This window comes from Mesomycoplasma ovipneumoniae, assembly GCF_030012565.1.
Taxonomy (GTDB): domain Bacteria; phylum Bacillota_I; class Bacilli_A; order Mycoplasmatales; family Metamycoplasmataceae; genus Mesomycoplasma; species Mesomycoplasma ovipneumoniae_D.
Genome location: NZ_CP124621.1, coordinates 317,915 through 343,637, shown reverse-complemented (window position 1 = coordinate 343,637; position 25,723 = coordinate 317,915). Strand labels below are relative to the sequence as shown.

Below are 25,723 nucleotides of genomic sequence, written 5' to 3'. Positions count from 1 at the left end.
AAAAATTTAAATCGAGATTTTAACTATATATATAATTTAATATTTATATATATGGTCAATTTGTAGAGCTGATTTTTTAATTTTAATTTATTTTTTTGTTTTTATTTTTTATTTTTTAAACTATAATTTTAAGTTTTAAGGTAGGTAGCCTATGAAAAAGATTTTTAAACACATATTTGCAATGTTTTTAAAAACTAAAGTTATTTTTGTTGGGCTAATAACTTTAGTTTTCTTTACCGCCGTAATTTTTACAACTTTATTCACGACAAATCGTGCCTATGAAGACCGGTTAGATGAGTATAAAAATTTTTCTGGTCTTCATGATGTAACGATTAATACTGAATTTAATTATTTTGGAAACGCCCAAAACGAAGGATATGATGAACTCAAACCAGATGTTTATCAGCCACTTGAGTCCGAAAAAAGTAAAAAACAACTAATAATAAAAGATAATTTTATTAGTTTAGGCTCAATTTCACCTAATTTAAGCAAGGATGAATATGTTCTCTCAAGCGAATTTAGTCGCGAATTTTACTTTAATGCAAAATTAAATGATGACAACACATTTTCACTGTCAAAGCAAGCATTTTTGCCAGTTTATACAACAAATGATGGTAAAAATTTTCAAAAAAAAGTAAAATCATATTCTCTGACAACAGCAGATCAAATAACCTTAGACAAAACAACTTACAAAGCCAGTGACATTCTTGTTTATTTCAAACAAGGGGATAAAATTATTATCAATTTTGCTAACTCACTTGTCATTAATGGTGTTACAAAACAAGCTACTTTTGATCCAATTTTAGGCTCAAGTTGACAAAGACAAGGAATTGGCTTTGAATTAAAAGGGCAAGATTTATATTCACTTTTAAATATTAGACAAACAGTTGAAGGTGATTTTGAGATTGGAACTGATAGCTCACCGTTTGTTAATTTTACTCGGAGTGGCGATTCTATTAATGCGCAGTTTAAATCTAGAACTTTTAATTTGAAAAAGGATATAAACTGAAGCTCTAATGAGTTTAAAATTTTAGATCCAGGTCAAAACTACCGACTATTACCAAACTGAGTTCGTGATCTAAGATCTAAAGTTGAGTATATCAATCACAAATATAAACTTAAAGAAATTGATGCAAATAGTCAAAATTTCACTGGTTTTATTAAAGAATATTTGCTTTATTTAAAAAATAATAACCCTAAACAATTTGAAGAATTACAAAATATTAACTACTGGGAAAAACGGATAATAACTACTGATGGTGATCATGAAACTGTTGTCTCTGCTGATCTTTCAATTGCAGATTTAACCGTTAATTTCCAAAAAAAGGATGATCCTTCTTTTGTAAGCACAATTGCCCAAATTGAACAATTAAATAGTAACAATTTAGCACTTGTTACAAATGAAGAATTAAATAACTTATCAAATTCAAATATTAAAAATGCAACCTTTTTGAAACTTTCACAAAATGTTCAAGAATATGCAAATATTTATTTTTATAATTATTTGCAAGATTATTCACAAAAAGTTAATGGAAGAGATGTAAAAGTAGTTGACTCAATTGGAACAAGACAAACTTTTACAATTGATGTTCAACAAAAAGGTCAAAATTCAACAACAAACCAAGTAATTCATTTTATTAATTCCGGAATTAGTCCTGAAGTTTTTAATAAAATCAGTTTTGATAATCAAAATTTAGAACAAAAGCAACAACTTGGAAGACTATTTAACGAAATTCAAGATTATAAATCAAAAAGAGAAACTAAACTATTTCCACAAGTTGGAAAAATTTTAGATAATTCAAATACAAAAATTCCGCCAATTTTTCAGGCTAAAATAATTGCCGCTGCTCATGAGAGTTATGGTATTGATCCAAGTTTAATTGATTTAAAAGTAACTTTTGGTAATGTTGAATTTCAAGATGATCAAAAATTGCTTTACCAAAACATTTTAAATACAAAAATTGTCTTACTTAAAAAAGTTCAAGACGAAAATCCAATTCCAACTACAAGCAATTTTGCCAACCTCGATTTTCACGGAATAATTTTGCTGCCAAATTACCAATTTGGTTATGTTTTTAAAAACCTTGGTGAGACTAAATGGACTCTGCTTCCTGAAAATATTATAAAAACTGACTCTTCAGCTCCTGGAAGTCGCGAGCAGAGAACACAAGCTTTGCTTGCAAATTTCTTGGCAAGTAAAAACTTTGAAATTGATGCAAAAATTTCGCAAAATGGTTGATTTAGACGGGTAGATAATTTTTCAAATACAGCAACAATTCCGTTAATTTACTATTACTTTTCAACTAATGTTCAAAATGAAATTGACACCCAAAAATCAGCCCGTTCATTATTTTTACAAGCTGCTGATGCCTTAAATAATTCTGTTTTAGTCGATAATGGCTTTTTCTTAAAACCTGATGTAGATGCAATTTTTGCCGCTCTTGCTAATGCTGCTGATGAAATTAAATTAGTTGATATTCTTTCTTTTCGAACTAAAAATTATAATTTACTTTCTGAATTACTTGTAAAGGCCGGGCATAATTTAATTAAAAATAACCGCCCAACAATTATTAATGATGTTCTTGCTAATTTTGTTGACCAAATAATTCATAAAACTGAAGAATCTGCCGTTTCAAATTCAGATCGAAGTCTTTATCTTCTTAGACAAATTTTTTCACTAAACTCAGTTTTGTCTACTTTTGGTGTTGATATTTTTGATCAAATTCAACGACTTGGTGGAGTTGAGGCACTAGCTAAGGCAATTAAAAATCCGATTAATTTATTAAATGGATTTAAAAAAATCATTTATTCAATTGACTTTGAAAAAATGCTTACTAATTTAAACAATTGATTCGAAGAAGCTAACAAAAACAAATCAAATTTAATTAGTCTTTTTTCAACTGCTGATTTTGTCAAAGAATTTTTGAAGTCAATTGACCAACAAAGAATAAAATCAGGCCTAATTGATATTGTTAATGAAATTGATTTTAATGCAATGTTTTCAACTGTTGTTGACCAAAAAACCAAAGGCTTTTTTGGATTTTTAACAAAACCAATTGTTGAAAAATTTGCAAAAGACAAACAAGCTCAAATTATCAAAATTCTTGGAAAATTAAACGGAAAAGGTAGCGACAGTCCTTATTCAAACATTAACGAAGGTCTAATTGAATTAATTACTAATTTTGACATTGCAACTTTTGCAAAAAATCTTGATTATTTAACCAAAACCTCTTTTTCAGATGGTTATGATAAATATGTAAATTTGCCTGAAAATTTGAAAAAAGCACAAGAAAACCAAGAATTTTTCAAGCGAAATCAACTACAAGCTAATGATTATTTAATTTCCCTTGTTGGAACCTTCCTTAAAGATGAAAAAACAAGACAAAATACAATAAATTCATTAATTAAAATAATTAATGCCTCATCAAAAGGGCAAGATTCAGGAAGTGGAGAAGTTGGTCTTCGTTATTTCCTTCCTGGAGTTGATGAAGAAAAAATTGACATTTATGACTTACAATTTATTAGTGCTAACTGAAATTCAGCCGTAAATACTGATAATTTGCAAAAAAGTAAGCAAATTGATGTTCTTGCAAGTTCTATTCTGACAAAACTCACTGAGAATCCTGAAATAAAAATTACAAATCTAACACTAAATGAGCGAATTTTTCTAAATAGATATTTAAGAATCGCTAACCTTGATAATATTGAAGATATTAAAAGTAGACTTCAGGAAATCAAAGACATTTTTGAAATCTTTAATTTTAAAAATTATACAAAAACCGGTAATATTATCACAAATATTAAACCGCCAAGTCTTGAAGATACAAATATTTTTGCAAGTTCTGAATCTATTGGTGATATTCTTTACTTTTTAACAAATTCAATCAAAATTCCAGCTCCAGTTGAAGATGGCAATTCTGGTGGAAATCCACTAAAACTAAAGCCAATTTATATTTCAGCCTCAGCCGATCAAATTGATAAATTACAAAGCTCAATTATTAGTAGTCCGAGTTCAATTATTCCACTTGCAATTCGTAATTACCGTTTTTGAATTCGTTTTGTTGCTGAAAACAACCTTCCAAACTTAGAACTCCAGCAAGCATTTAATAAATTATATTCTTTTGCTAGTTCTTCTTCAACAAATGGAATTTTAAATGAAACACAACTTTTTGGTGGAATTAAAAATCTCCAAAACCAAGAAGGACTTTTTGCCGGCCTTCCTGCTGCTTCAAGGTCAATTTTACAACCTTATCTTACAAGTTTGCATTTAAAAAACGATAGTACCTTTAAAAATCTTTTAAATGACCCAGTTTTTGACAAACAATATACTGACCAACATGGTAATAAAAAAACTATTAAAAACTGGCTAATTGAAAATCAAACTGAATTAGTTGAAAATTTAGGATATTTGGCTTATTATTCACAAAATTATCCTTTTGATGCTAACTTTAATAAATCTGTTAAATATATAATGGATAATTATTTGCTACAAAATAAATTTTCTGACTCACCTTTTAAAAAACGCTTTTTATCAACACTTGTTGCTCAATATGCTAATTTAAATCCTCTGCTTGTTGGGTTAAATTTAGACTCTCTTGGACTTGGACAATTTTTTTCAGCACAACTGCCACAAATTCCTTTATGATTCTCAACAAATCCTGATGCCTTAACAGAAACTGAATCAAACAATTTTAACCTTGCCTTTATTTTACAATCAAGAATTCCATCTGTAAGACAAATTCAAGCTGATCCTTCAGCGCAGCAGTCACAACTCATTGAGCTCTTATCATCACAAATAAAAAATAGTGAAGAACTTCCGCCATTTATTTATAGTAATTTGGCAAGCAGTGTTTCGCTTGATTATTATAAATTAAAAGATATTTCTGCTTCAATTTTGGAAAAATCAAAAGATAATCCTGAATTTTTTGGTGTTAATATTTACAAATTTTACGAAAAATTCTTCGAAAAAATCATTGTTACCCGTCTTGCAAGCAACTCAATTAATATTGATGATAATCGTGCATATGTTATCAAAGTCAATAATACCTATTTAGAACAAAATCAAAAAGAAATCTACCAAGGACAAATTCCTGACAATGCTAGTGATATTGAAAAATTAATTGATCAATTAGATGATAAATACATTTTAAATGCTGGCGGTCTTAAATATATAATTGTCGGTTCTGATTTTAGTGTTGATTATTTATACCCAGTTATTGACGAAAAAAATATTAAACTTGACCCGACAAATCAAGCCTTAGCGTATGTAAATAAATTCGGTTTTGATAAAGCTCGCTTTTCATTCCGTTCAAATCCAGTAAAAAATTACTTATTAATTAAATTGAAACCAGAAGGCGATCTAGAAAAATTCAAGCAAGACACTGATGACTTAATTGCCAAAAATTTTGCCCTAAATCGTCTCCAGCGAACATTTAGTGCTAATGAAATTGACTTTTTAAATCCCGAAAGGTCCTTGCGAATTTCAGTTGGAACAAATATAATTTCTACTTTTTCATCAATTAATATTTATATAACATTATTTTTATCAATTCTAGTACTTTTTGCTGTTGCCTTTATTATCAAACGTTATATTTCAACAAACAATAAAGTTCTTGGAATTCTTCGGGCTCAAGGATATACACTCTTTGAAATTGCTTCTTCATTTCTCTCAATTGGTTTACTGATTTCATTTATTGGTGGATTTCTTGGCTATCTAGTTGGATTTTTTGTCAAAATTCCGCTTGTTGGTTTGATTTCACAATTTTGAGAATTTGATGTAAATCTTTATAGTTTTGAGCCAATTTCGTTTGTATTTTCCTTTATAGTTCCATTTTTAGCAATCAGTGGACTAATTTATTTAGTAATTCTTTGAAACTTAAAACAAAAACCAAACCAATTATTATCAGGAATTAGTGAAATTAACACTTCAAAATTTGCCCAGGGAGTGGCAAAACTATTTCGAAAAACCAAAATTGTCAACAAATTTTCAATTTCACTTGTTATTAATTCAACTTGAAAAATTATCTCACTAATAATTGCAATTATTATTGTCCAATTTGCGCTAATTTTTTCACTTTCTTCCCATAATATTTTCCAAAACACAATTACAAAAACTTACTCAAATCGTCATTATACATACAAATTAAATCTCTTTAGTCCAACGCGTGAAGGTGGACCGTTAGTTGTTTATAATCCAAAAAATCTTGAGAAAAACTTATATGTTCCAATCGGATCAGGTTCAGAGATTAACACTAATTCGCCAAATTACTTCCGTCCAGGAAATCCTTCAGTTTTTGGTGATACCAACCAAAATGGTGAGATAAATATTAACTCAAAAAATCCGGTTGTTCTTTCTCGATCAGGACTAAATATTAAAATTAGTGAATCAAATAACCTTTCAATTTTTGATATTGTTCTTTCAAATCTTCCTGAATCATTAAGAAATAATATTTTTTCAATTTCCAACAAGGTTGTCCACCAAATGGAACAATCACAAAACATTGAAGAAAAAATCGCTAACAAACAACCATATTTCAAATACTTAGCCGATCCGGGGAATGTTAATTTAGGTAGATTTTGGTACTTTAAATTTGATCCTGTAAAGAACGACTACCTAGCTCACGAAGTATCAATTTTTGGTCAAGTTCAAAATCGTGATGAATACCGGAAATTTTTAGTCGAGTCATATTTGAACCCAAATGTTGAAAAAGACTTTACCGTTTCCTTTGGCGGAATTTCCCTAAGCCCTAATGCTGAAAATGTTCCCCAAAATCAAGTCTATACTTACATTGACACTTCTTATAATGACGGATCTTCAGTCGAAAATGGTCTTAAAATTTACGGTTATAATACCCAAAGTCAAAATAACCCAATAACTGAAATCAAAGATGAATCAAACCAAGATTTACTCAAAGTCATTAATGATTTCAAAATTGAAAATGATATTTATCCTTTAGTTGTCAACCACGTTTTTGCCAAAAAACACAATTTAGGGCTAAATTCAATAATTGAAATGCCAATTATTAACACTGTTGACCGTTATTTAGCAAAAATTCGTGATATTCCACAAAAAACTGCTAAATTTAAAATAATTGGTATTTCTGATACTTATATAAATTCAGAATTAATTACCTCACAGGACGTTGCAAATAAACTTCTTGGTCTTGATATTTTTGATTCAGCCTTAGAATTTTATAATTTAAAACCATTTAACGGATTAATTCTCGCTTCGCCTGATATTGAACAAATTACTAATTCCTTTACTTTATACTCACCTTCTGGATACTGAGCAGGTAGTACAGAGATTAATGTTGATTCACTAAATCAAGATGATACAATTGGTTTTTTTGCTAACATTTTTGGTTTTAGTGAAAACGAACAAGACCAAAGCAAAGGGGCCTTACAACTTGCTGGTTACACAAAAGAAGAAATTTTAAAAATTATTAACCTCAAAAACCAGCAACAAAATCCAACCTGAATTAACCAAAATTCAAACTTAGATTTTGCATCACTCTCTAACCAAACCTTTGTCAACCAAAACCTTTCCTCAATTAAACAAGCGCTCAAAAATTTCAACGAAATTTATGGTAATACAATTTATCAAATTGCACCCCAAGGTGTTGAGGCTAAAAATATTGAAACAAACTTTATTTCTAACTTTGCTAATCTTTTTGGAGCCGGAATTAATATTGTTGTCATTATTTTCCTAGCGGTTTCCTTAATTATTTTAATAATTATTGCTTCTTCAATCATTAATGAAAACCAAGAAAACATTGCAATTCTAGACGTTCTTGGCTATTCAAATCGAACAAAATTAAGACTTTTCTATAGCATTTATCTCCCAATTTTAATTATAGCAACTCTAATAAGCGTTCCTTTTGCAATGCTAGGAATGGGAATATTTAGCTCGTACATTCTTGCTTCAAACTCAATTTTCCTTGCTTTAGCAATATCAGTTCCTGTCTTCTTTATCGCGCTATTAATAATTAGTGTAATTTTCTTTGGTGTGCTTGGAATTCTCTGACGTTTCTTAACAAACCGTAAATCTGTTTATGTAATTAAAGAACAAAATTAATTTTCATTTGCTTACTGATTTGTTTTAATTAAAACATAAGTCAAAAATAATCTAAAAACTTGGGTAGACCCCAGGTTTTTTATTTACTCTTTTTTAATAGTTAATTTGAAATTTTTTCCGCTAAAAATAACTATCAAAACAAAAACACTAAATTTTAAAGCTAACACTCACGAAAGAAAATTTACTTATTAATCAAATAGGGCAAACTAAAAAAGCTAAAATTTTGACTCAAAAAGCAAAATTGCAAAATTTTTAAACTACTTTTTTAGTTTAAAACACTGACAAAAATCAAAAAAAATACAACTACTATTTAAACTCAATGCAAAAAGAAAACTCGTTTTCATTTTGCATTGAGCCTAAAAAAATATATGAAGTTTTGAAAGAACAATAACCAAAAGCCCTAAATTTAAAGATTTCTAAACGGGTAAATTTAAAGCATTCCATTATATTTAAAAACATAATGGATAATTCGCATTTTCTGATTTTTTTATGGCAAAAACATAATTAATTCCCCCTTAATTCAATATCCAAATTTATTAATTATTCTTAAGTGAAACTTATTATAACATAATTTTTTTTGTACCAAACATTTTTTTTTTTTTTTTTGCAAAAGGTTAATTTTAAAATAATAAAAAACCCCTTTTGGTTAAAACTCAAAGGGGTAATTTATTTGTGTTTAATTTGTGCTTAATTTATTTGTTGAATTAAGTTTATTTAGGATTGTTTTTTTCTGTGAATGTTGAATTCTTTGAAGACATCTCCAAAGGCATTATTAGTAAATCCACGGCCACGGGCTTTTTTAAGATCTAAAGGATCAGAGATAATATTACCAAAATAACGGTCATCAACTACATATTCAGTGTCAATAATTGGTAGTCATTTTAGTTTTTTATCTTCTTGTTTGAATATTCCAGCAAATCTAACATTTGTTGAGAAAAAATGTTCAGGAATTACAGTTTCAAATTGAATTCAACCTTTGTCTTTATAGTGTGGATTTTTTGACCCTTGTTTTAGCATATTAGCTTTGAGCATTGCAATTTGATTATTATCGTTTTGGAAAACAAAACGTCAGTCATCAGTGTCTTTGACATCTTGATAGTAGTCTTGGGTTGGAATTGGTAGATTTGTTGTTAGTGTAAAAGTACGAGTGTCACGATTAAATGCGGTTTTTTGAACTTTGAGTGGATAGCCCCCATCATGAATTTGGGTTCAACCTTGCGGTAAAAGGTTGACTTTTTTGAAAGCTTCTTCGTTATGTTTTGTGCGAATTTCGGCAACTTCTGAATTTTGAAAGTTAGGCCACCAATTAGTAAAATTCGGAGCAATCATTTTTATGTTTTTTTCAAGTTCATCAGGATTAACGAACAATAAGTCATTTAAATTAGCGCTTATTATATTTGATTGTTCTTGAATTAGTTTTCTTGGATACCAAAGGTTAAAATAAGCACTTCCTCAGTCAGCGGCATTAGCTCCTACTTTTTCTTTAACATTATCAGTGTATTTGTCATTAATATCTTCTTGTTTTTGGTCAGGATCATTAAATAAATCAGTAATAAAATCACTTGCATTATAAAAAGTAACTTTTGTTGGCTGATTTGTAATAATATTTAAATAGTTATTAGGTAAACTAAAATTATTATTAGTAAAATTTGCCTGACTTGGGTGTTGGTTAGTTCAACCTTTACGAGTTGATTGTTCTTTTGTTTGGTTTAGTCGATAAGAATAAAGATCAACATTTGTTGCTGATTTAGAATATAATTTTTGGTATAAATAACCATCAGGATCAAAAACTTTAAATGACAAACTAGTTAGACTTTGAACCTGAGGCACAGGAAACATATCAACAAGTGGATCAAAAAGGGGTTGGACTTGGAGGTAAGGGACTTGTACAGGCGGTTGGGATCCGGTATTTAGACTTATTGCTCGCCAACCATAGACAAAAAAGGTTGAATCTTTGACTTTAGATACATCAAAGTTTGTTGGATCATGTAAATTTTTTTTGGCAGCAAAAACTACTTGTGAAGTGCTTCATGGCACGCCAACAGTCCGCTCAACAATAAATTTTGGTTTAATAAAAGTAATTGTTGAAGTTTGTGTATTTGATTGCTCTCTCTGGCTGTGTGTGTGTGTGTGTGTCAGCATCTGAATTTTCTTGACTCAAAATGTTATGAACTCTCATTGATTCAAGATCAAATTTTTTGTCAGATAACTCAGAGGCTATTTCAATTGGCGCGTTAATTAGCCTTTTAATATTTGAACTTTCTAAATCAAACTTGAGGGTATTATTATTAATTAGCTGGAGATTTGCAACTTTAACTTCGGAATTAGTGTTTGTTAGACTATTTAGCGATAATTTAATTGGCGAATGGTTTGAATTTTGAATATGAGCTAAAGATAAAATATGCGTTTTAGTTGTTTCATGTCTTTTATAAGCATCAACTATAGGACTTATGAGCTTAGATACAGACTCAGAAACTTTGCCTCTGAGACCCTTGATGATTTCTGATAACTGTTTTTTTTGGAATGCTTGCGATAAAGCTTCGGGGGTTGGAGTTTCTATTAAACTAGTAGTTTCCAAACGCGAGAGAATGTCATTTGCTATTGCTTCGTCAAGAACATCGGCTTGAGGAGAAATGTTTATTAAGGCTGGATGAATTGTCAAAGGTACAGAAGATAACCACTGACTTGTTGGCCTACCGGTTGCATCAACCTGTATTGGATTTTTAAATTCAAGAGTTATTGTTGTTGAATTTGCCAAGGGTTGGTCTGGATTGTATTGTTTTGCTCAGGAAGTATTTGAAATTTGGGGAGATTTTGCTAATTCAGGAATGTTGTCTTGTTGTTTGTGGACTATTAGACTTAGACTCTTATCTGATTTAACTTTGCTAGTTGTATTTCCGTCCACAACATTTTTTACTAAGGAAAGACTAACGCTGTAGACTTGCGGTGAGATTTCTTTGACTGAATCAATTTCAAAAGTGATATTTGGATCAAGTTTATTAAAATAATCACTAAATTGTTGACCCAAAAGGATTTCAAGTTTTTGTTTTAGTGTTTGTAAGTCTTGATTTGAAGTCTGGCTTGAGTCAGGAGCTGGGCTAGTCTGGGAGTTGTCTTGAAAAGGAGTCGCAAAATAAGGACTCTCGTCTAGGGTAGAGAAGGTTGATACCTCTACAACAACTGGTCTTAGTTTGCCTTTGAAAAATTCATCTTGATTGATCTCAGGTCTTTTAACCTCTGGACGAGGCTGACCTGGAACTTTGTCGTCAATTCAACGAATTCCTAAGTCATTTGGCTTAACTGTTTCTTCTTCTTCTTCTTCTGTTTTTGGTTTTTTCTTGTCATAAATTGAATTAGCAAGAATTTGTAAATGACCAAATTTTTCAGCATCAAGAATTAAGGACTGACTTGAAAGAGGTGCATCTTCAATCATTTGGTCTAAATTATTTTTTTGTTTTACTTCTGCTTCGGACTGCCCTGAAGTGCGGACAAAAATTGTCTGCGGACTTGAGGCAATTACATCATCAACAAATTTACCAGCATTATCATCAAAGCCAACAACATATTTAATTTTTAGACCAATTATATTGCCTTGATCTTTAGAAGCTGCAGTATCGTCTTCAATTTCAAATTTAATTGAAGGACGGGCACCTGAGTCTTGATATTCATTTCAATTATTAGCTAAGGCTGCCTGAGTATAAAAAGCAAAAACTAAATCACTAAGAGTTGAGATTTTACTAAAATTCTGATCTTTAAAAGGAACCTGAGGATTATTATCATTATCTACAGTATTTCAAAAAGCTGGTTGTTTAGCAATTTTAATTGCTTCTTGGTAGTTTTTAAGAATTTTGTATGTTAGTTTTTTATCTTTTTCTTGTTGTTTTTCTTGACCAATAATTTTGTCTCAAATTGCAAAAGGTAAACTTGCTAACTGGTTTTTATCACTAGCAAGTTTATTTGCAATTTCAGCTTTTCAGTCTTGAGTGGCTGGGGTTGAACTTGAACCAGTTGAAGTTGACTGAGCTGGAAAATCTAGACTTGCTGGTAAAAATAAAGCCATTCCTTGATTTGGGCTTGTAATGTCATTAGCAAAATAACCATTAAAATCAAGAAGTTTGAGTCCAAATTTTGTTCCCACAAAATCGTCTTGGTTTTGCTCAGCATCTTGCTGGCTTAGAAAATCTTGGGAGTGCTGGTAGTTATCAAATTTGGTTTTAATTTTTACTTTTGCTAAATCTTCTAAGGTTGGATTTAGCGGTAAGTCTTGGTATCCTTCAAATTCAAGACCCATTTGACTTCCAATATTAACAAGTTTTTTGATTGCCTCTTTAGGATCTAATGATAAAAGATAACGGAAATAAGCAAATAAAGAAGCACGATTTTTAAATACTGAAGTTGAAACTGAATAAATATCAGCATTTTTTAAAGACTGAGCTGAGTCAATTGTTGCATTTAAATTGGCTATTTCCTTGTCAGTCGGAACTTGTATATTTTGGGCTTGCAGAGTTGAGCCTAATTTAAAATCAATATTGTAAGAATTTGGATCACTAAAGAGACTAATTAGTTTTTTATAATCTTTTTGGTCAATTAATTGTTTAATTTCGTATTTTGAAAGTAAATAAGACTTTGGGGCACCTGGTCTAATATCATAAGGATTTTCTTTGGTTGCTCCTAAGGTTTGACTAGCTGACTGAGACGGAAATGGGGAAATAGCAGCTAGTTGTTGGGCGGCCTGTTGGGCGCTTTGGACGTTTTTTAATTGTTTTAGTTGCTCGCTAAGCTCAGGATAAAGGCTGGCTAGGGCATCTTCGATACTTTGATCACGGAAATTATCAAGTTTAAAACTTACAGTTTTTTCTAAAATAGTTTTAATATTTTGGCCTTGATCACCAAAAATTGAAGATTTTAGCTTAATTTTGATTGGCAGTTCAATAAATAATTTTTGTGAGACTGAGTTTTGACGGATTTTAGCATTTGAAACTAAAAAGTCATAATCAAGATGCTCGCGTAAGTTATCAAAAAGTAAATCGTATTTACCAAAAGAAAAACTCAAGCCACGTGTTAAGCTAGCATCAATTATATCTTTAATTGCAGCAGGTTTGCTTACAAGTTCTTGAAGTTGTTTATAAAAATTAATTGCATCATAACGAAACAAAGAAAATTTATCAACAGGCTTATTAGAAGGTTGTCTTAATAAATCGCGGTCAAACAAACTAAGTTGAGAAGGAAGTAAAACTCCAGTTGTCGGGTCAACCTGAGGCTTATCTGGATCAATATAATAATCAGAAGCATCAAGTAAATTAACATCAAGTTGATCGCTTAGATCTTTTGTATTAGCAAATAAAGTAGACTTATCGTTTGCGACTAAATCAATTGAAGTTAAAAATGACTCATCTTTATGTTTATAGTCAGCTAAAGTCGCTTTTGCCTGAGGTCCGAATTCAGTTTTTAAATATAAACGAACCGCAGGGACTTTTTGGTTTAGACTTATTGCTCACTCATTTGGACTTTGTGGATTTTTAACAAAACTAAATACAAAAGGCTCTTCTAAGTCACCTTTGGCAAAACCAAAGCCTTGGGCTTCAAGACGAATTTTTGCTTTAATTGCTTGAATGTCAAAAAATTTACTTAAATGAGACTCAAATTCCTCTAATGTTTCAAATTGATTTAATGTTTTTGCAAAATCATCAGCACGAGTTAGGGCTAAAGGTTTAACAGATGTTGATGAAAAATGAGAAAGTGGTCTAGGAACTAAATTAGCAAAATTTGAATCAACAATATCACTAAATTGGGTCAGTGCTGCCTTAGGAGCATCAACTACTGAAAGGTAAATTGATTTTGTTGCCGAGCGGGCAACATTTTTGTCTTCAAGAGTTTCCTCAAGATGAAAGGAAAGGAAAAAACGTTGTTGTTCATCTTGGGCTTCAAATTTTTCAATAACAACTTTGTATTTGTTTGGAATTGCTAAAACACTACGGCCATTATTAGTTAAAAAATTGAATTTTGATGCAAAATCGCTAAATTCACTATTGCTGGCATTAAAAGTTTTATCTCCTAAAAGTGCTTGTTTAACAGTTTTATAGTCACTTGTAAAGTGAGCAACGCTTGGTTTAAAACTTACTGAATCAATTAGCCCGAGTTGACTAACAACACCTTGGGTAGGATTAACTCCGCGATATTTAGTTTTAGCAGCAAGTCCGGCGACAGTTCCAAATACTGTCGACATTAGTACAATTGCAGCTGCACTACCAATTAATATTTTTGCGTTTTTCTTTTGCATAAAATGCTCCTGGTTTTCCCTTTTTTATCATTTTTATTATTTTAACAAAAAGAATTATACTAAATTTAAAACTTATTTTTACGTAATTTTAAAATTTTTTTTAATTAATTAAAAATACAATTAATAAAAATTTATGATATTTTCCCGAATTTCCCAGTTTGATGAGATAATCCTAAAAAAGTATCCGGTTTTGGCACTTTTTTGACTTTTTTGACAAGCCCAGGGGAAAAATAACTATCAAAGCAAAAACGCTGAATTTTAAATCTAGCACTCATGAATGCAAAATCTACTTAACAGTTAAATAAAGCAAACTAAAAAAGCTAAAATTTTGACTTAAAAAGCAAAATTATGAAATTTTTAAACTACTTTTTAGTTCAAAATACTGACAAAAACATAAAAAATACAACTACTATTTAAACTCAATGCAAATAGAAAACTCATTTTTATTTATATTGAGCCTAAAAAAATATATGAAGTTTTGAAAGAACCATAATCAAAAGCCTTAAATTTGAAGATTTCTAAACGGTTAAATTTATGGCATTCCATCATATTTAAAAACATAATGGATAATTCGCACTATCTGACTTATCAGACAAAAAACATAACTAATCCCTCCTTAATTCAATATCAAAATTTAGTAATTCATTCTTAGTGACTCTATTATAACATAATTTTTTCTACTAATTTATTGCCAAACAACCAGCTTTTTGAAATACACTAGATACTCATAATAATCCTCAAGTTCCTTTTAAAGATCAGAATTTTAGTAAAATCTCAACTCTTAGCGATTTAGTTTTTGCCTTTTATACCCAGGCAGCCTTAGCTAATAATTGAAATGAATATCAAGACTCAGGAGCTCGTCCTTCAATTAAATTTGAAATTGAAGACGGTGGAGATGCTTCTAAAGATCAAGGTAATACAATTGGTCTAAAAATTAAATATGTTGTTGGCTTTGATGATAATGCTGGCAAATTTGTTGATGATGTAATTGCCTCAAGTCCGCAGACAATTTTTGTCCGCACATCAGGGCAGTCCGAAGCTGAGGTAAAACAAAAGAATAATTTAGACCAAATGATTGAAGATGCTCCCCTTTCAAGTCAGTCACTTATTCTTGATGCTGAAAAATTTGGTCATTTACAAATTCTTGCTAATTCAATTTATGACAAGAAAAAACCAAAAACAGAACCAGAGACTTCAAGACAAGACTCAGGTATCCGTTGAATTGACGACAAAGTTCCAGGTGAGCCACGTCCAGAGGTAAAAAGACCTGAGATCAATCAAGATGAATTTTTCAAAGGCAAATTAAAACCAGTTGCCGTTGAGGTATCGACTTTCTCTTCTCTAGACGAGAGTCCTTATTTTGCGACTCCTTTCCAAGACAGTCCTCCGGCTAGTCCAGCTCCTGATTCAACATCTGAGAGCACAAATGAAGACTTACAAAGTCTAAAACAAAAACTCGAAATTCTTTTGGGTCAACAATTTAGTGATTATTTTAATAAACTTGATCCAAACATTAGTTTTGAAATTGATTCAGTCAAAGAAATCTCACCGAATGTCTACAGTGTTAGTCTTTCCTTAGTAAAAAATGTTGTGGACGGAAATACAACAACCAGAGTAAAATCAGACAAGAGCCTAAGTCTGATAGTCCACAAACAACAAGACAACATTCCTGAACTAGCAAAGACTCCTGAGGTTTCAAATACTTCCTGAGCTAAACAGTATAGTCCAGACCAGCCACTAGCTAATTCAACAACAATAACTCTAGAATTTAAAAACCCAATACAGACTGATGCCACCGGTAAGCCAACAAGTCAGTGGTTGTCTTCGGTGCCGGTGACAATTCATCCAGCTGAATTAGCTTTAAGTCCGCTGCAGCCGGTGATTGCGCCAACGGTAAAAAATACCGGATTGGCGAAACTCTCTGGACCATATGTATACTTTAATGCAAATAATCAAACTGATATAGACAAGAAAAAAGAAGCAGCAGCAAAAGCTACTAGAGAAGCAGAATCTAAAATTGAATTTGCGGAAACAAAATTAATTGAGTCTTCACCAGTTTCGATCCCAAATCCACAGCATCAATTAGTTCAACTAACATTGAATCCGTTACTCAACCAAAGTGTTGTTGATTTTAAAATAAGCGATCTAAAGGTAGAATCACCAACAAAGTTATCATTCAACCTTGAAAGTAGTGACATAAAACGTTTAATTAATGCCCCTATTGAAATAGCAAAAGCGTCGGATTCTTCTACTGGTCCCTCAGTAACTCAAGATACAAAAGCTACTACAAATATTGTAAAAATTAAACCTAAACTAGTCTTACAAGGAGCAATTGGTGTTCCTTGAAGCACAATAAAAAAACCCGCTAAGTCCTTGAAGCTCCTCAAAACAGATATTGAAAAAGTATTCTTTAGCCGAGTGCCAAGTTGAGCAAAAACTCAATTTGATACCAAAAAAAGCATGTTTTCCAACTTAGCGAATAATCAAAACGTTAACCCGCAACAAGCCGGAAGTAACTGGCATGGTTTTTATCTAAATGACAACGATCCCCTTTCCCGACTATTAGAAAAAGACCCTGCTCAAGATCTTTCTGCTCTATCACTTAAAGTCTTTGACCCTTCAGGTTATTTAAATCAAAGATTAGCTAAAGAAGGAGAGCAAGGCAAAACCCCAACTACTAGTCTTAATTTATATTCATACCAACTAAATAAAACAAAAGTAGAAAATGTTAAAAAAGGATGAACAAATGTTCACCCAAACCAATTTGTTAGCCCAGGTGAAAACTTCAGACTTACTAATGATTATTTAAATATTATTTTAAATCAACCAACAAAAGTTACTTATTATAGCGCAAGCGATTTTGTAAATAATCTATTTAATGATCCTGACAAAAAAGATACTGATGTCCAAGACAAATATACAAAAACTGTCAAAGAAAAAGTAGGGGCTAATGCTGTTGATTGAGGAACTGCTTATTTGAATTTCTGATATCCAAAAGAATTAATTCAGCAACAATCAAATATTATTAGTGCTAATTTAACTGATCTCTTATTCGTTGATCCTGACGAATTGGAAAAAAACGAAAAAATGATTGCTCCGAATTTAGTTAATTGGTGGCCTAATTTCCGAAATTCAGAAACTCCATTTATTAGAACAACTGAAAATACAGATGCAAAAAACAAAGTTCTTCAAAATCCACTTGGTTGAACACAAGTTCAAGATGGCGGATTTGGCCTTCGGGTAAGAAAAACTTTATTTAACCGTGATACTCGTACATTTACACTAACAACTAACATTCCAGTTCCTACCCAAGATTATTCAGCTGTTAAAGATACAGATGACTGACGTTTTGTTTTCCAAAACGATAGTGGACAAATTGCTATGTTAAAAGCAATTCGTTCTACTACAAGTAATAACCCAGATTTCAAAGACAATGGTGCAGTTCAGTTTCAAACAGTTATTCCCGATCATTTCTTCTCTTCAAATGTAAGATTTGTGGGAATATTCAAGCAAGAAGATCAAAAACTACAATGACTACCAATTGCCGATACTGAATATATTATCGATGACCGTTATTTTGATAATATTACCACTGATCAACTTGACTTTAAAAAGGCAAATGCCCGTGGTCTTACTAACAATGCTTTTGGTGAAATCTTTAAAGAATTTAACATCCACAAACCAAGAAAATAACTAAATTTTAATTAAATAAAATAATTTCCCCTTTGAGTTTCAACCAAAGGGGATTTTTATTATTTTAAAATTTAACTTTTGCAAAAAAATGCCTGGTCTAAGAAAAAATTTAATTATAATTAAACTTCTTCCCGAGTTTCCCAGTTTTAAGGCAAAAATTCGCTTTTTAGTGAATCTAAATATGAAAAAACACCGGTAAATCCGTGTTTTTTGATTTTAAAACCTTAATTTTTATTACTAGCATTTACTATCATTTTAAATAATTTTATGGTATAATTATAAATTATGAAAAAACAAAATAAAGATGGTTTTATTTAATGTTTGAGGATCTTCAAAAGATAAACCATACAAATATGTTGGCTGAACACAAGGTTATGGCAAAGGTGCAAAACGTTGATTTAGTTTAGGAAATGAGCGGAATTTGGAAAAAATTAATCCAAATGCTATTCAAATTATCAGAGAAAAATTGAAATTATTTTCAAATTTAGATGACAAGGATAAAGTCAAGACTATTTTACTTGATTCTATTAAAAAATCAAGCATAATCGAAAGTTCGGTTTTTGTTGGTGGTGAATTAATTGAAAAACTTATTGAAAAGCACAATATTTTTGAATCACTTCCTAAAAGTAGACATAAAAATATGAAAGAAATTTTTAACTACTTAATTTCAAAGCGAATTACTGACCCTGGCAGCATTATTAATGCTTTTGATAAAAAGGATGACTACTCAAATTAAATAAATGCTTCCAAAAATAGCTTTTATAGACTCTTAGATCTTGTCTTTGAGTCACAAAATCAGCTTTTAAATAGTGTCAACAAAATGGTTATAAGCGAACTTGGAAAAAGGGACAGTGAATTTTATTTTGATTCATCAACAATCTATTTTGAGACATTTGAAAGAAATGGATTAAGAATTCCTGGCTATTCTAAAGATGCTAAATTCAAAGAAGATCAAATTGTCATTGGCTTGGCGTGTGATAAAAATGGTATTCCTTTTCATATTAAAGTTTTTAAAGGAAATACCGGCGATTCTAGTACATTAATCCCCTTTGTTTTAGATGTTGAATCCAAATATAATATCAAAAATATGACAATAATCGCTGATCGCGGCATGTCCACTGCCGCAAATATTCGATTTCTTGAATCTAGAAACTATAATTTCATTATTTCTTATCGCTCAAAGGTAGGAACTCAAAAATTCAAAAATTATTTACTAGATCCAAGCGATTATGTTAATGTAAGTGCGGATTTTAAGTATAAAAAAGAAGAATTTTATTCATCATATAAAAATAAAAGATTCACCGAAAATATTAGAAGAAGAATTATTACTTATAGCACAAAAAGAGCAATAAAAGACAGAAAAGCTCGTGAAGAGCAAATCCAAAGTTTTATTAAAAAACAAAATAAAGACGGTTTTATCGAGGTAAACAAATTGTTTGGTAAAAACCTAAATATTTTAAGGAAATTTCAAACATGAAATTTCAATTGGATCAAAGCAAAATTGACAAAGACAAACAATTTGATGGCTACTATGTTTATGAAACAAATATACTAAATTCGAATGTCTTAGACATAGTTGAAAAATACCAAAAACAGAAAAATATTGAAGCTAATTTTAGAAGTCTAAAAGGTTTATTGAATATTCGGCCTGTATTTTTAAGAATTGACGAGCATATCCTAGCTCACATTCTTTTGTGTTTTATCTCACTAGTTATTTTAAAAACTATAATATTTAAAATTAACAAACATATTAGTGATAACAAATTATTTGAAAACAATCAATTAACTGAAGTTGGTCTAGTAACGATGTTGCAAAAATTAAGACAAAGGGTTGAATTTAACACTTTAGATCAGCAAATAACATTTAAAAATCGCGAAGGCGTTCCTGGTGATCCGAATATTTGAAATAGGTATGATTTTTACTTTGATATCTTAATAAATCGGTAAAAAAAATTGTAACTAACTTTTACCAAAAAACTTAAAAAACTGCCTAAAACCAGATGCTTTTTTAAAATTACCTTATGAAACTGGGAAACTTGGGTTAAAATTACCTTATGAAACTGGGGAACTCGGGATTTTTTCTTAGACCAGGCATTTTTTTGCAAAAGTTAATTTAAAATAATAAATTACCCCTTTGAGTTTCAACCAAAGGGGTAATTAATTTGTTTAATTAAAATTTAGTTATTTTTTTGGTTTGTGAATGTTAAATTCTTTGAAGATTTCTCCAAAAGCATTGTTAGTAAGACCACGGGCATTTGCGTTTGCTAAGTTAAGCTTATCAGTGGTAATGTTGCCAAAATAACGGTCATCGATAATATATTCAGTATCGGCAATTGGTAGTCATTGTAGTTTTTGATCTTCTTGTTTGAATATTCCCACAAATCTTACATTTGAAGTAAAGAAATGATCAGGAATAACTGTCTGAAACTGAACTGCGCCATTATCTTTATAATCAGGATTGTTTTCTTTAGTTAATCGAGTTGCTTTAAGCATTGCAATTTGACCACTATCGTTTTGGAAAACAAAACGTCAGTCATCAGTATCTTTAACAGCTGAATAATCTTGGGTAGGAACTGGAATATTAGTTGTTAGTGTAAATGTACGAGTATCACGATTAAATAAAGTTTTTCTTACCCGAAGGCCAAATCCGCCATCCTGAACTTGGGTTCAACCAAGTGGATTTTGAAGAACTTTCTCTTTTGCCTCTTTATTTTCAGTTGTTTTAATAAATGGAGTTTCTGAATTTCGGAAATTAGGCCACCAATTAACTAAATTAGGAGCAATCATCTTTTCGTTGTTTGTTAGTTCATCAGGATTAACAAATAATAAATCAGTTAAATTAGCACTAATAATGTTTGATTGTTGCTGAATTAATTCTTTTGGATACCAAAAGTTCAAATAAGCAGTTCCTCAGTCAACAGCATTAGCTCCTACTTTTTCTTTAACAGTTTTTGTGTATTTGTCTTGAGGATCAGTATCTTTTTTGTCAGGATCATTAAATAGATTATTAACAAAATCACTTGCACTATAGTAAGTAACTTTTGTTGGTTGGTTTAAAATAATATTTAAATAATCATTAGTAAGTCTGAAGTTTTCACCTGGACTAACAAATTGATTTGGGTGAACATTTGTTCATCCTTTTCTAACTTTATCTTCTTTTGTTTTATTAAGTTGGTATGAATATAAATTAAGGTTAGTGGTTGGAGTTTTGCTTTCTCCTATAGCTAATCTTTGGTTTAAGTAACCTGAAGGGTCAAAGACTTTTACGGAGAGAGCGGAAAGATCTTGAGCAGGGTCTTTTACGAGTAGCTGGTAAAGTGGGTCATTAATATTGGCTCAACTACGGAATGTATTACCATGGATTGTGGCGGCTCTACCATTTTTACCGAACTCAGGGAAAACTTGGGCTTTTAGCGTATGTGCATCTTTTTTTGATCATTGCGGGATTAGATCTTCAAATCATTTATCATTTAGGTTAAGGTGCTTTGAGAACTTAGCGGGTTTTTTTATTGTGCTTCAAGGAACACCAACTGCTCCTTGTAAGACTAGTTTAGGTTTAATTTTTACAATGTTAGATATTGGTTGCTGGTTAGTCTCAGGTTGAGATTTTTCTTCCTCTGTAGAAGAAGCAGAGGAAACGTTTGCTATTTCAATAGGGGCATTAATTAAACGTTTTATATCGCTACTTTCAAGACTAAATGATAACTTTGTCGGAGATTCTACCTTTAGATCGCTTATTTTAAAATCAACAACACTTTGGTTAAGTAATGGATTTAAGGTTAGTTGAACTAATTGATGCTGTGGATTTGGGATCGAAAGTGGCGAAGAAGTAATTAATTCTGGATTTTTAACTTCAATTTTAGATGCTTCTCTAGTTACTTTTTGGGCATCAGTAAGTTTTGTGTTGATGCTATTATTACCTTTTGCAGCAAGAAAGAAAGTATATCTTTTTGGAAGGACCGCCAATTTTGAATTTTTCAACTCAGGAGCTATCACCGGCTGCAGCGGACTCAAAGCTAATTCAGCTGGATGAATTGTCACCGGCACTGAAGACAACCACTGACTTGTTGGTTGACCATTTTCAAGCGGTATTGGGTTTTTAAATTCTAGAGTTATTGTTGTTGAATTAGCTAGTGGCTGGTCTGGACTATACTGTTTAGCTCAGGAAGTATTTGAAACCTCAGGAGTCTTTGCTAGTTCAGGAATGTTGTCTTGTTGTTTGTGGACTATCAGACTTAGGCTCTTGTCTGATTTTACTCTGGTTGTTGTATTTCCGTCCACAACATTTTTTACTAAGGAAAGACTAACACTGTAGACATTCGGTGAGATTTCTTTGACTGAATCAATTTCAAAACTAATGTTTGGATCAAGTTTATTAAAATAATCACTAAATTGTTGACCCAAAAGAATTTCGAGTTTTTGTTTTAGACTTTGTAAGTCTTCATTTGTGCTCTCAGATGTTGAGTCAGGAGCTGGACTAGCCGGAGGACTGTCCTGGAAAGGAGTCGCAAAATAAGGACTCTCGTCTAGAGAAGAGAAAGTTGAAACTTGTACGGCAACTGGTTTTAATTTGCCTTTGAAAAATTCATCTTGATTGATTTCAGGTCTTTTTACCTCTGGACGCGGCTGACCAGGAACTTTGTCATCAATTCAACGGATACCTGAATCATTTGGCTTAACTGTTTCTTCTTCTGTTTTTGGTTTTTTCTTGTCATAAATTGAATTAGCAAGAATTTGTAAATGACCAAATTTTTCAGCATCAAGAATTAAGGACTGACTTGAAAGGGGAGCATCTTCGACCATTTGGTCTAAATTATTTTTTTGTTTTACTTCAGCTTCTGACTGCCCTGAGGTGCGAACAAAAATTGTCTGCGGACTTGAGGCAATTACATCATCAACAAATTTGCCAGCATTATCATCAAAGCCAACAACATATTTGATTTTTAGACCAATTATATTACCTTGATCTTTAGAGGTTGCAGTATCTTCTTCAATTTCAAATTTAATTGAAGGACGTGCTCCTGAGTCTTGATATTCATTTCAATTATTAGCTAAGGCTGCCTGAGTATAAAAGGCAAAAACTAAATCACTAAGAGTTGAGATTTTACTAAAATTCTGATCTTTAAAAGGAACTTGAGGATTATTATCAGTATCTAGTGTATTTCAAAAAGCTGGTTGTTTGGCAATTTTAATTGCTTCTTGGTAGTTTTTAAGAATTTTGTATGTTAGTTTTTTATCTTTTTCTTGTTGTTTTTCTTGACCAATAATTCTGTCTCAAATTGCAAAAGGTAGACTTGCTAACTGGTTTTTATCACTAACAAGTTTTTTAGTAATTTCAGCTTTTCAGTCTTGAGTTTGGGTTGTAGTTGAACCTGAACCAGCTGAAGTTGACTGAGTTTGATTAGGATCTAGACTTGCTGGTAAAAATAAAGCCATTCCTTGATTTGGGCTTGTAATGTCATTAGCAAAATAACCATTAAAATCAAGAAGCTTGAGTCCGAATTTTGTTCCCGCAAAATCGTCTTGGTTTTGGTCGGCATCTTGCTCACTTAGAAAATCTTGGGAGTGCTCATAGTCATCAAATTTGGTTTTAATTTTTACTTTTGCTAAGTCTTCTAAGGTTGGATTTAGCGGTAAGTCTTGGTAGCCTTCAAATTCAAGACCCATTTGGGTTCCAATATTAACAAGTTTTTTGATTGCCTCTTTAGGTTCTAATGATAAAAGGTAACGGAAATAAGCAAATAAAGAAGCACGATTTTTAAATGCAGAAGTCGAAACTGAATAAATATCAGCATTTTTTAAAGCCTGAGCTGAGTCGATTGTTGCATTTAAATTAGATATTTCTTTGTCACTAGGAACTTGTATGTTTTGACTTTGCAGAGTTGAACCTAATTTAAAATCAATATTGTAAGAATTTGGATCACTAAAGAGACTAATTAGTTTTTTATAATCTCCTTGGTCAATTAATTGCTTAATTTCGTATTTTGAAAGTAAATAAGACTTTGGAGCACCTGGTCTAATATCATAAGGATTTTGTTTGGTTGCACCTTGGGTTTGACTAGCTCATTGTGACTGAATTGGCGAAGTAGCGGCTAGTTGTTGGGCGACTTCTTGGGTGCTTTGGGCGTCTTTTAATTGTTTTAGTTGCTCGCTAAGCTCAGGATAAAGACTAGCTAGGGCATCTTCGATTTTTTGATCACGGAAATTATCAAGTTTAAAACTTACAGTTTTTTCCAAAATAGTTTTAATATTTTCGCCAGTGTCGCCAAAAATTGATGATTTTAGCTTAATTTTAATTGGCAGTTCAATAAATAATTTGCCTGAAAGTGAATTTTGACGAATTTTAGCATTTGAAACTAAAAAGTCATAATCAAGATGCTCGCGTAAATTATCAAAAAGTAAATCATATTTACCAAAAGAAAAAGTCAGACCACGTGTTAAGCTTGCATCAATTATATCTTTAATTGCACTAGGCTTGCTTACAAGTTCTTGGAGTTGTTTATAAAAATTAATTGCATCATAACGAAACAAAGAAAATTTATCAACTGAATTATCAGAAGCTCTTCTTAATACATCACGTTGAAACAAACTAAGTGAAGAAGGAAGTAAAACTCCGGTTGTCGGGTCAACTTGAGGCTTATCTGGATCAATATAATAATCAGAAGCATCAAGTAAATTAACATCGAGTTGATCGCTTAGATCTTTTGTATTAGCAAATAAAGTAGACTTATCACTTGCCATTAAATCAATTGAAGTTAAAAATGACTCATCTTTATGTTTATAGTTTGCTAGTGTTGCTTTTGCCTGAGGCCCAAATTCAGTTTTTAAATATAAACGAACCGCAGGGACTTGTTGATTTAGACTTGTTGCTCACTCATTTGGACTTTGCGGATTTTTAACAAAACTAAATACAAAAGGTTCTTCTAAGTCACCTTTGGCAAAACCAAAACCTTGGGCTTCAAGACGAATTTTTGCCTTAATTGCTTGGATGTCGAAAAATTTGCTTAAATGAGATTCAAATTCCTCTAATGTCTCAAATTGATTTAATGTTTTTGCAAAATCATCAGCACGAGTTAGACTCAAAGGTTTAACTGAACTTGAGGAAAAATGACTAAGTGGACTAGGAGTCAAATTAGCAAAATTTGAGTCAACAATATCGCTAAATTGAGCTAGTGCTGCCTTTGGGGCATCAACTACTGAAAGGTAAATTGATTTTGTTGCCGAGCGGGCAACATTTTTGTCTTCAAGAGTTTCTTCCAAATGAAAGGAAAGGAAAAACCGTTGTTGTTCATCTTGGGCTTCAAATTTTTCAATAACAACTTTGTATTTGTTTGGAATTGCCAGAACACTACGGCCATTATTAGTTAAAAAATTGAATTTTGATGCAAAGTCACTAAATTCAGTGCTGCTAGCATTAAAAGTTTTGTCCCCTAAAAGTGCTTGTTTAACAGTTTTATAATCGCTCGTAAAGTGAGCAACGCTTGGTTTAAAACTTACCGAATCAATTAGCCCGAGCTGACTAACAACACCTTGGGTAGGATTAACTCCGCGATATCTAGTTTTAGCAGCAAGTCCGGCGACAGTTCCAAAGACCGTCAACATTAGTACAATTGCAGCGGCACTACCAATTAATATTTTTGCCTTATTCTTTTGCATAAAACCCCTCCAGGTTTTTT

At 31.3% G+C, this 25,723-nt stretch carries 6 protein-coding genes and 1 pseudogene; 3 read left to right on the top strand and 4 right to left on the bottom strand.

The window, feature by feature from the left end:
- The first annotated feature begins 151 nt into the window (after positions 1–151).
- Entirely contained in the window at positions 152–8,074 is a 7,923-nt protein-coding gene (locus QJQ40_RS01315) for an ABC transporter permease (protein WP_282861504.1), read from the top strand.
- A gap of 714 nt (positions 8,075–8,788) precedes the next feature.
- On the opposite strand, the gene QJQ40_RS01310 is transcribed toward QJQ40_RS01315, so the two are convergent.
- The 3 genes from QJQ40_RS01310 to QJQ40_RS01300 form a co-directional block, all read right to left on the bottom strand.
- Positions 8,789–10,216, bottom strand: coding sequence for a hypothetical protein (locus QJQ40_RS01310; RefSeq protein ID WP_282861502.1), 1,428 nt, complete (start codon positions 10,214–10,216; stop codon positions 8,789–8,791).
- Positions 10,143–14,354 carry a P97 family adhesin gene (locus QJQ40_RS01305; protein ID WP_282861501.1) on the bottom strand — a complete coding sequence of 1,404 codons (4,212 nt, stop codon included), beginning with the start codon at positions 14,352–14,354 and terminating at the stop codon, positions 10,143–10,145. The genes QJQ40_RS01310 and QJQ40_RS01305 overlap by 74 nt, the downstream gene beginning before the upstream one ends.
- A gap of 803 nt (positions 14,355–15,157) precedes the next feature.
- Positions 15,158–15,376 carry a hypothetical protein gene (locus tag QJQ40_RS01300; RefSeq protein WP_282861500.1) on the bottom strand — a complete coding sequence of 73 codons (219 nt, stop codon included), beginning with the start codon at positions 15,374–15,376 and terminating at the stop codon, positions 15,158–15,160.
- A 49-nt stretch (positions 15,377–15,425) separates the two neighbouring features.
- On the opposite strand from QJQ40_RS01300, the gene QJQ40_RS01295 reads away from it, so the two are divergent.
- Both QJQ40_RS01295 and QJQ40_RS01290 read left to right on the top strand, forming a co-directional pair.
- Positions 15,426–18,047 carry a hypothetical protein gene (locus QJQ40_RS01295; RefSeq protein WP_282861498.1) on the top strand — a complete coding sequence of 874 codons (2,622 nt, stop codon included), beginning with the start codon at positions 15,426–15,428 and terminating at the stop codon, positions 18,045–18,047.
- A 304-nt stretch (positions 18,048–18,351) separates the two neighbouring features.
- Positions 18,352–19,994 (top strand): annotated as a pseudogene (locus QJQ40_RS01290) (IS1634 family transposase).
- A gap of 234 nt (positions 19,995–20,228) precedes the next feature.
- Here QJQ40_RS01290 and QJQ40_RS01285 read toward each other — a convergent pair.
- On the bottom strand, positions 20,229–25,703 hold the full coding sequence (locus QJQ40_RS01285) for a P97 family adhesin (RefSeq protein ID WP_282861495.1): 5,475 nt from the start codon (positions 25,701–25,703) through the stop codon (positions 20,229–20,231).
- Positions 25,704–25,723: the final 20 nt, after the last annotated feature.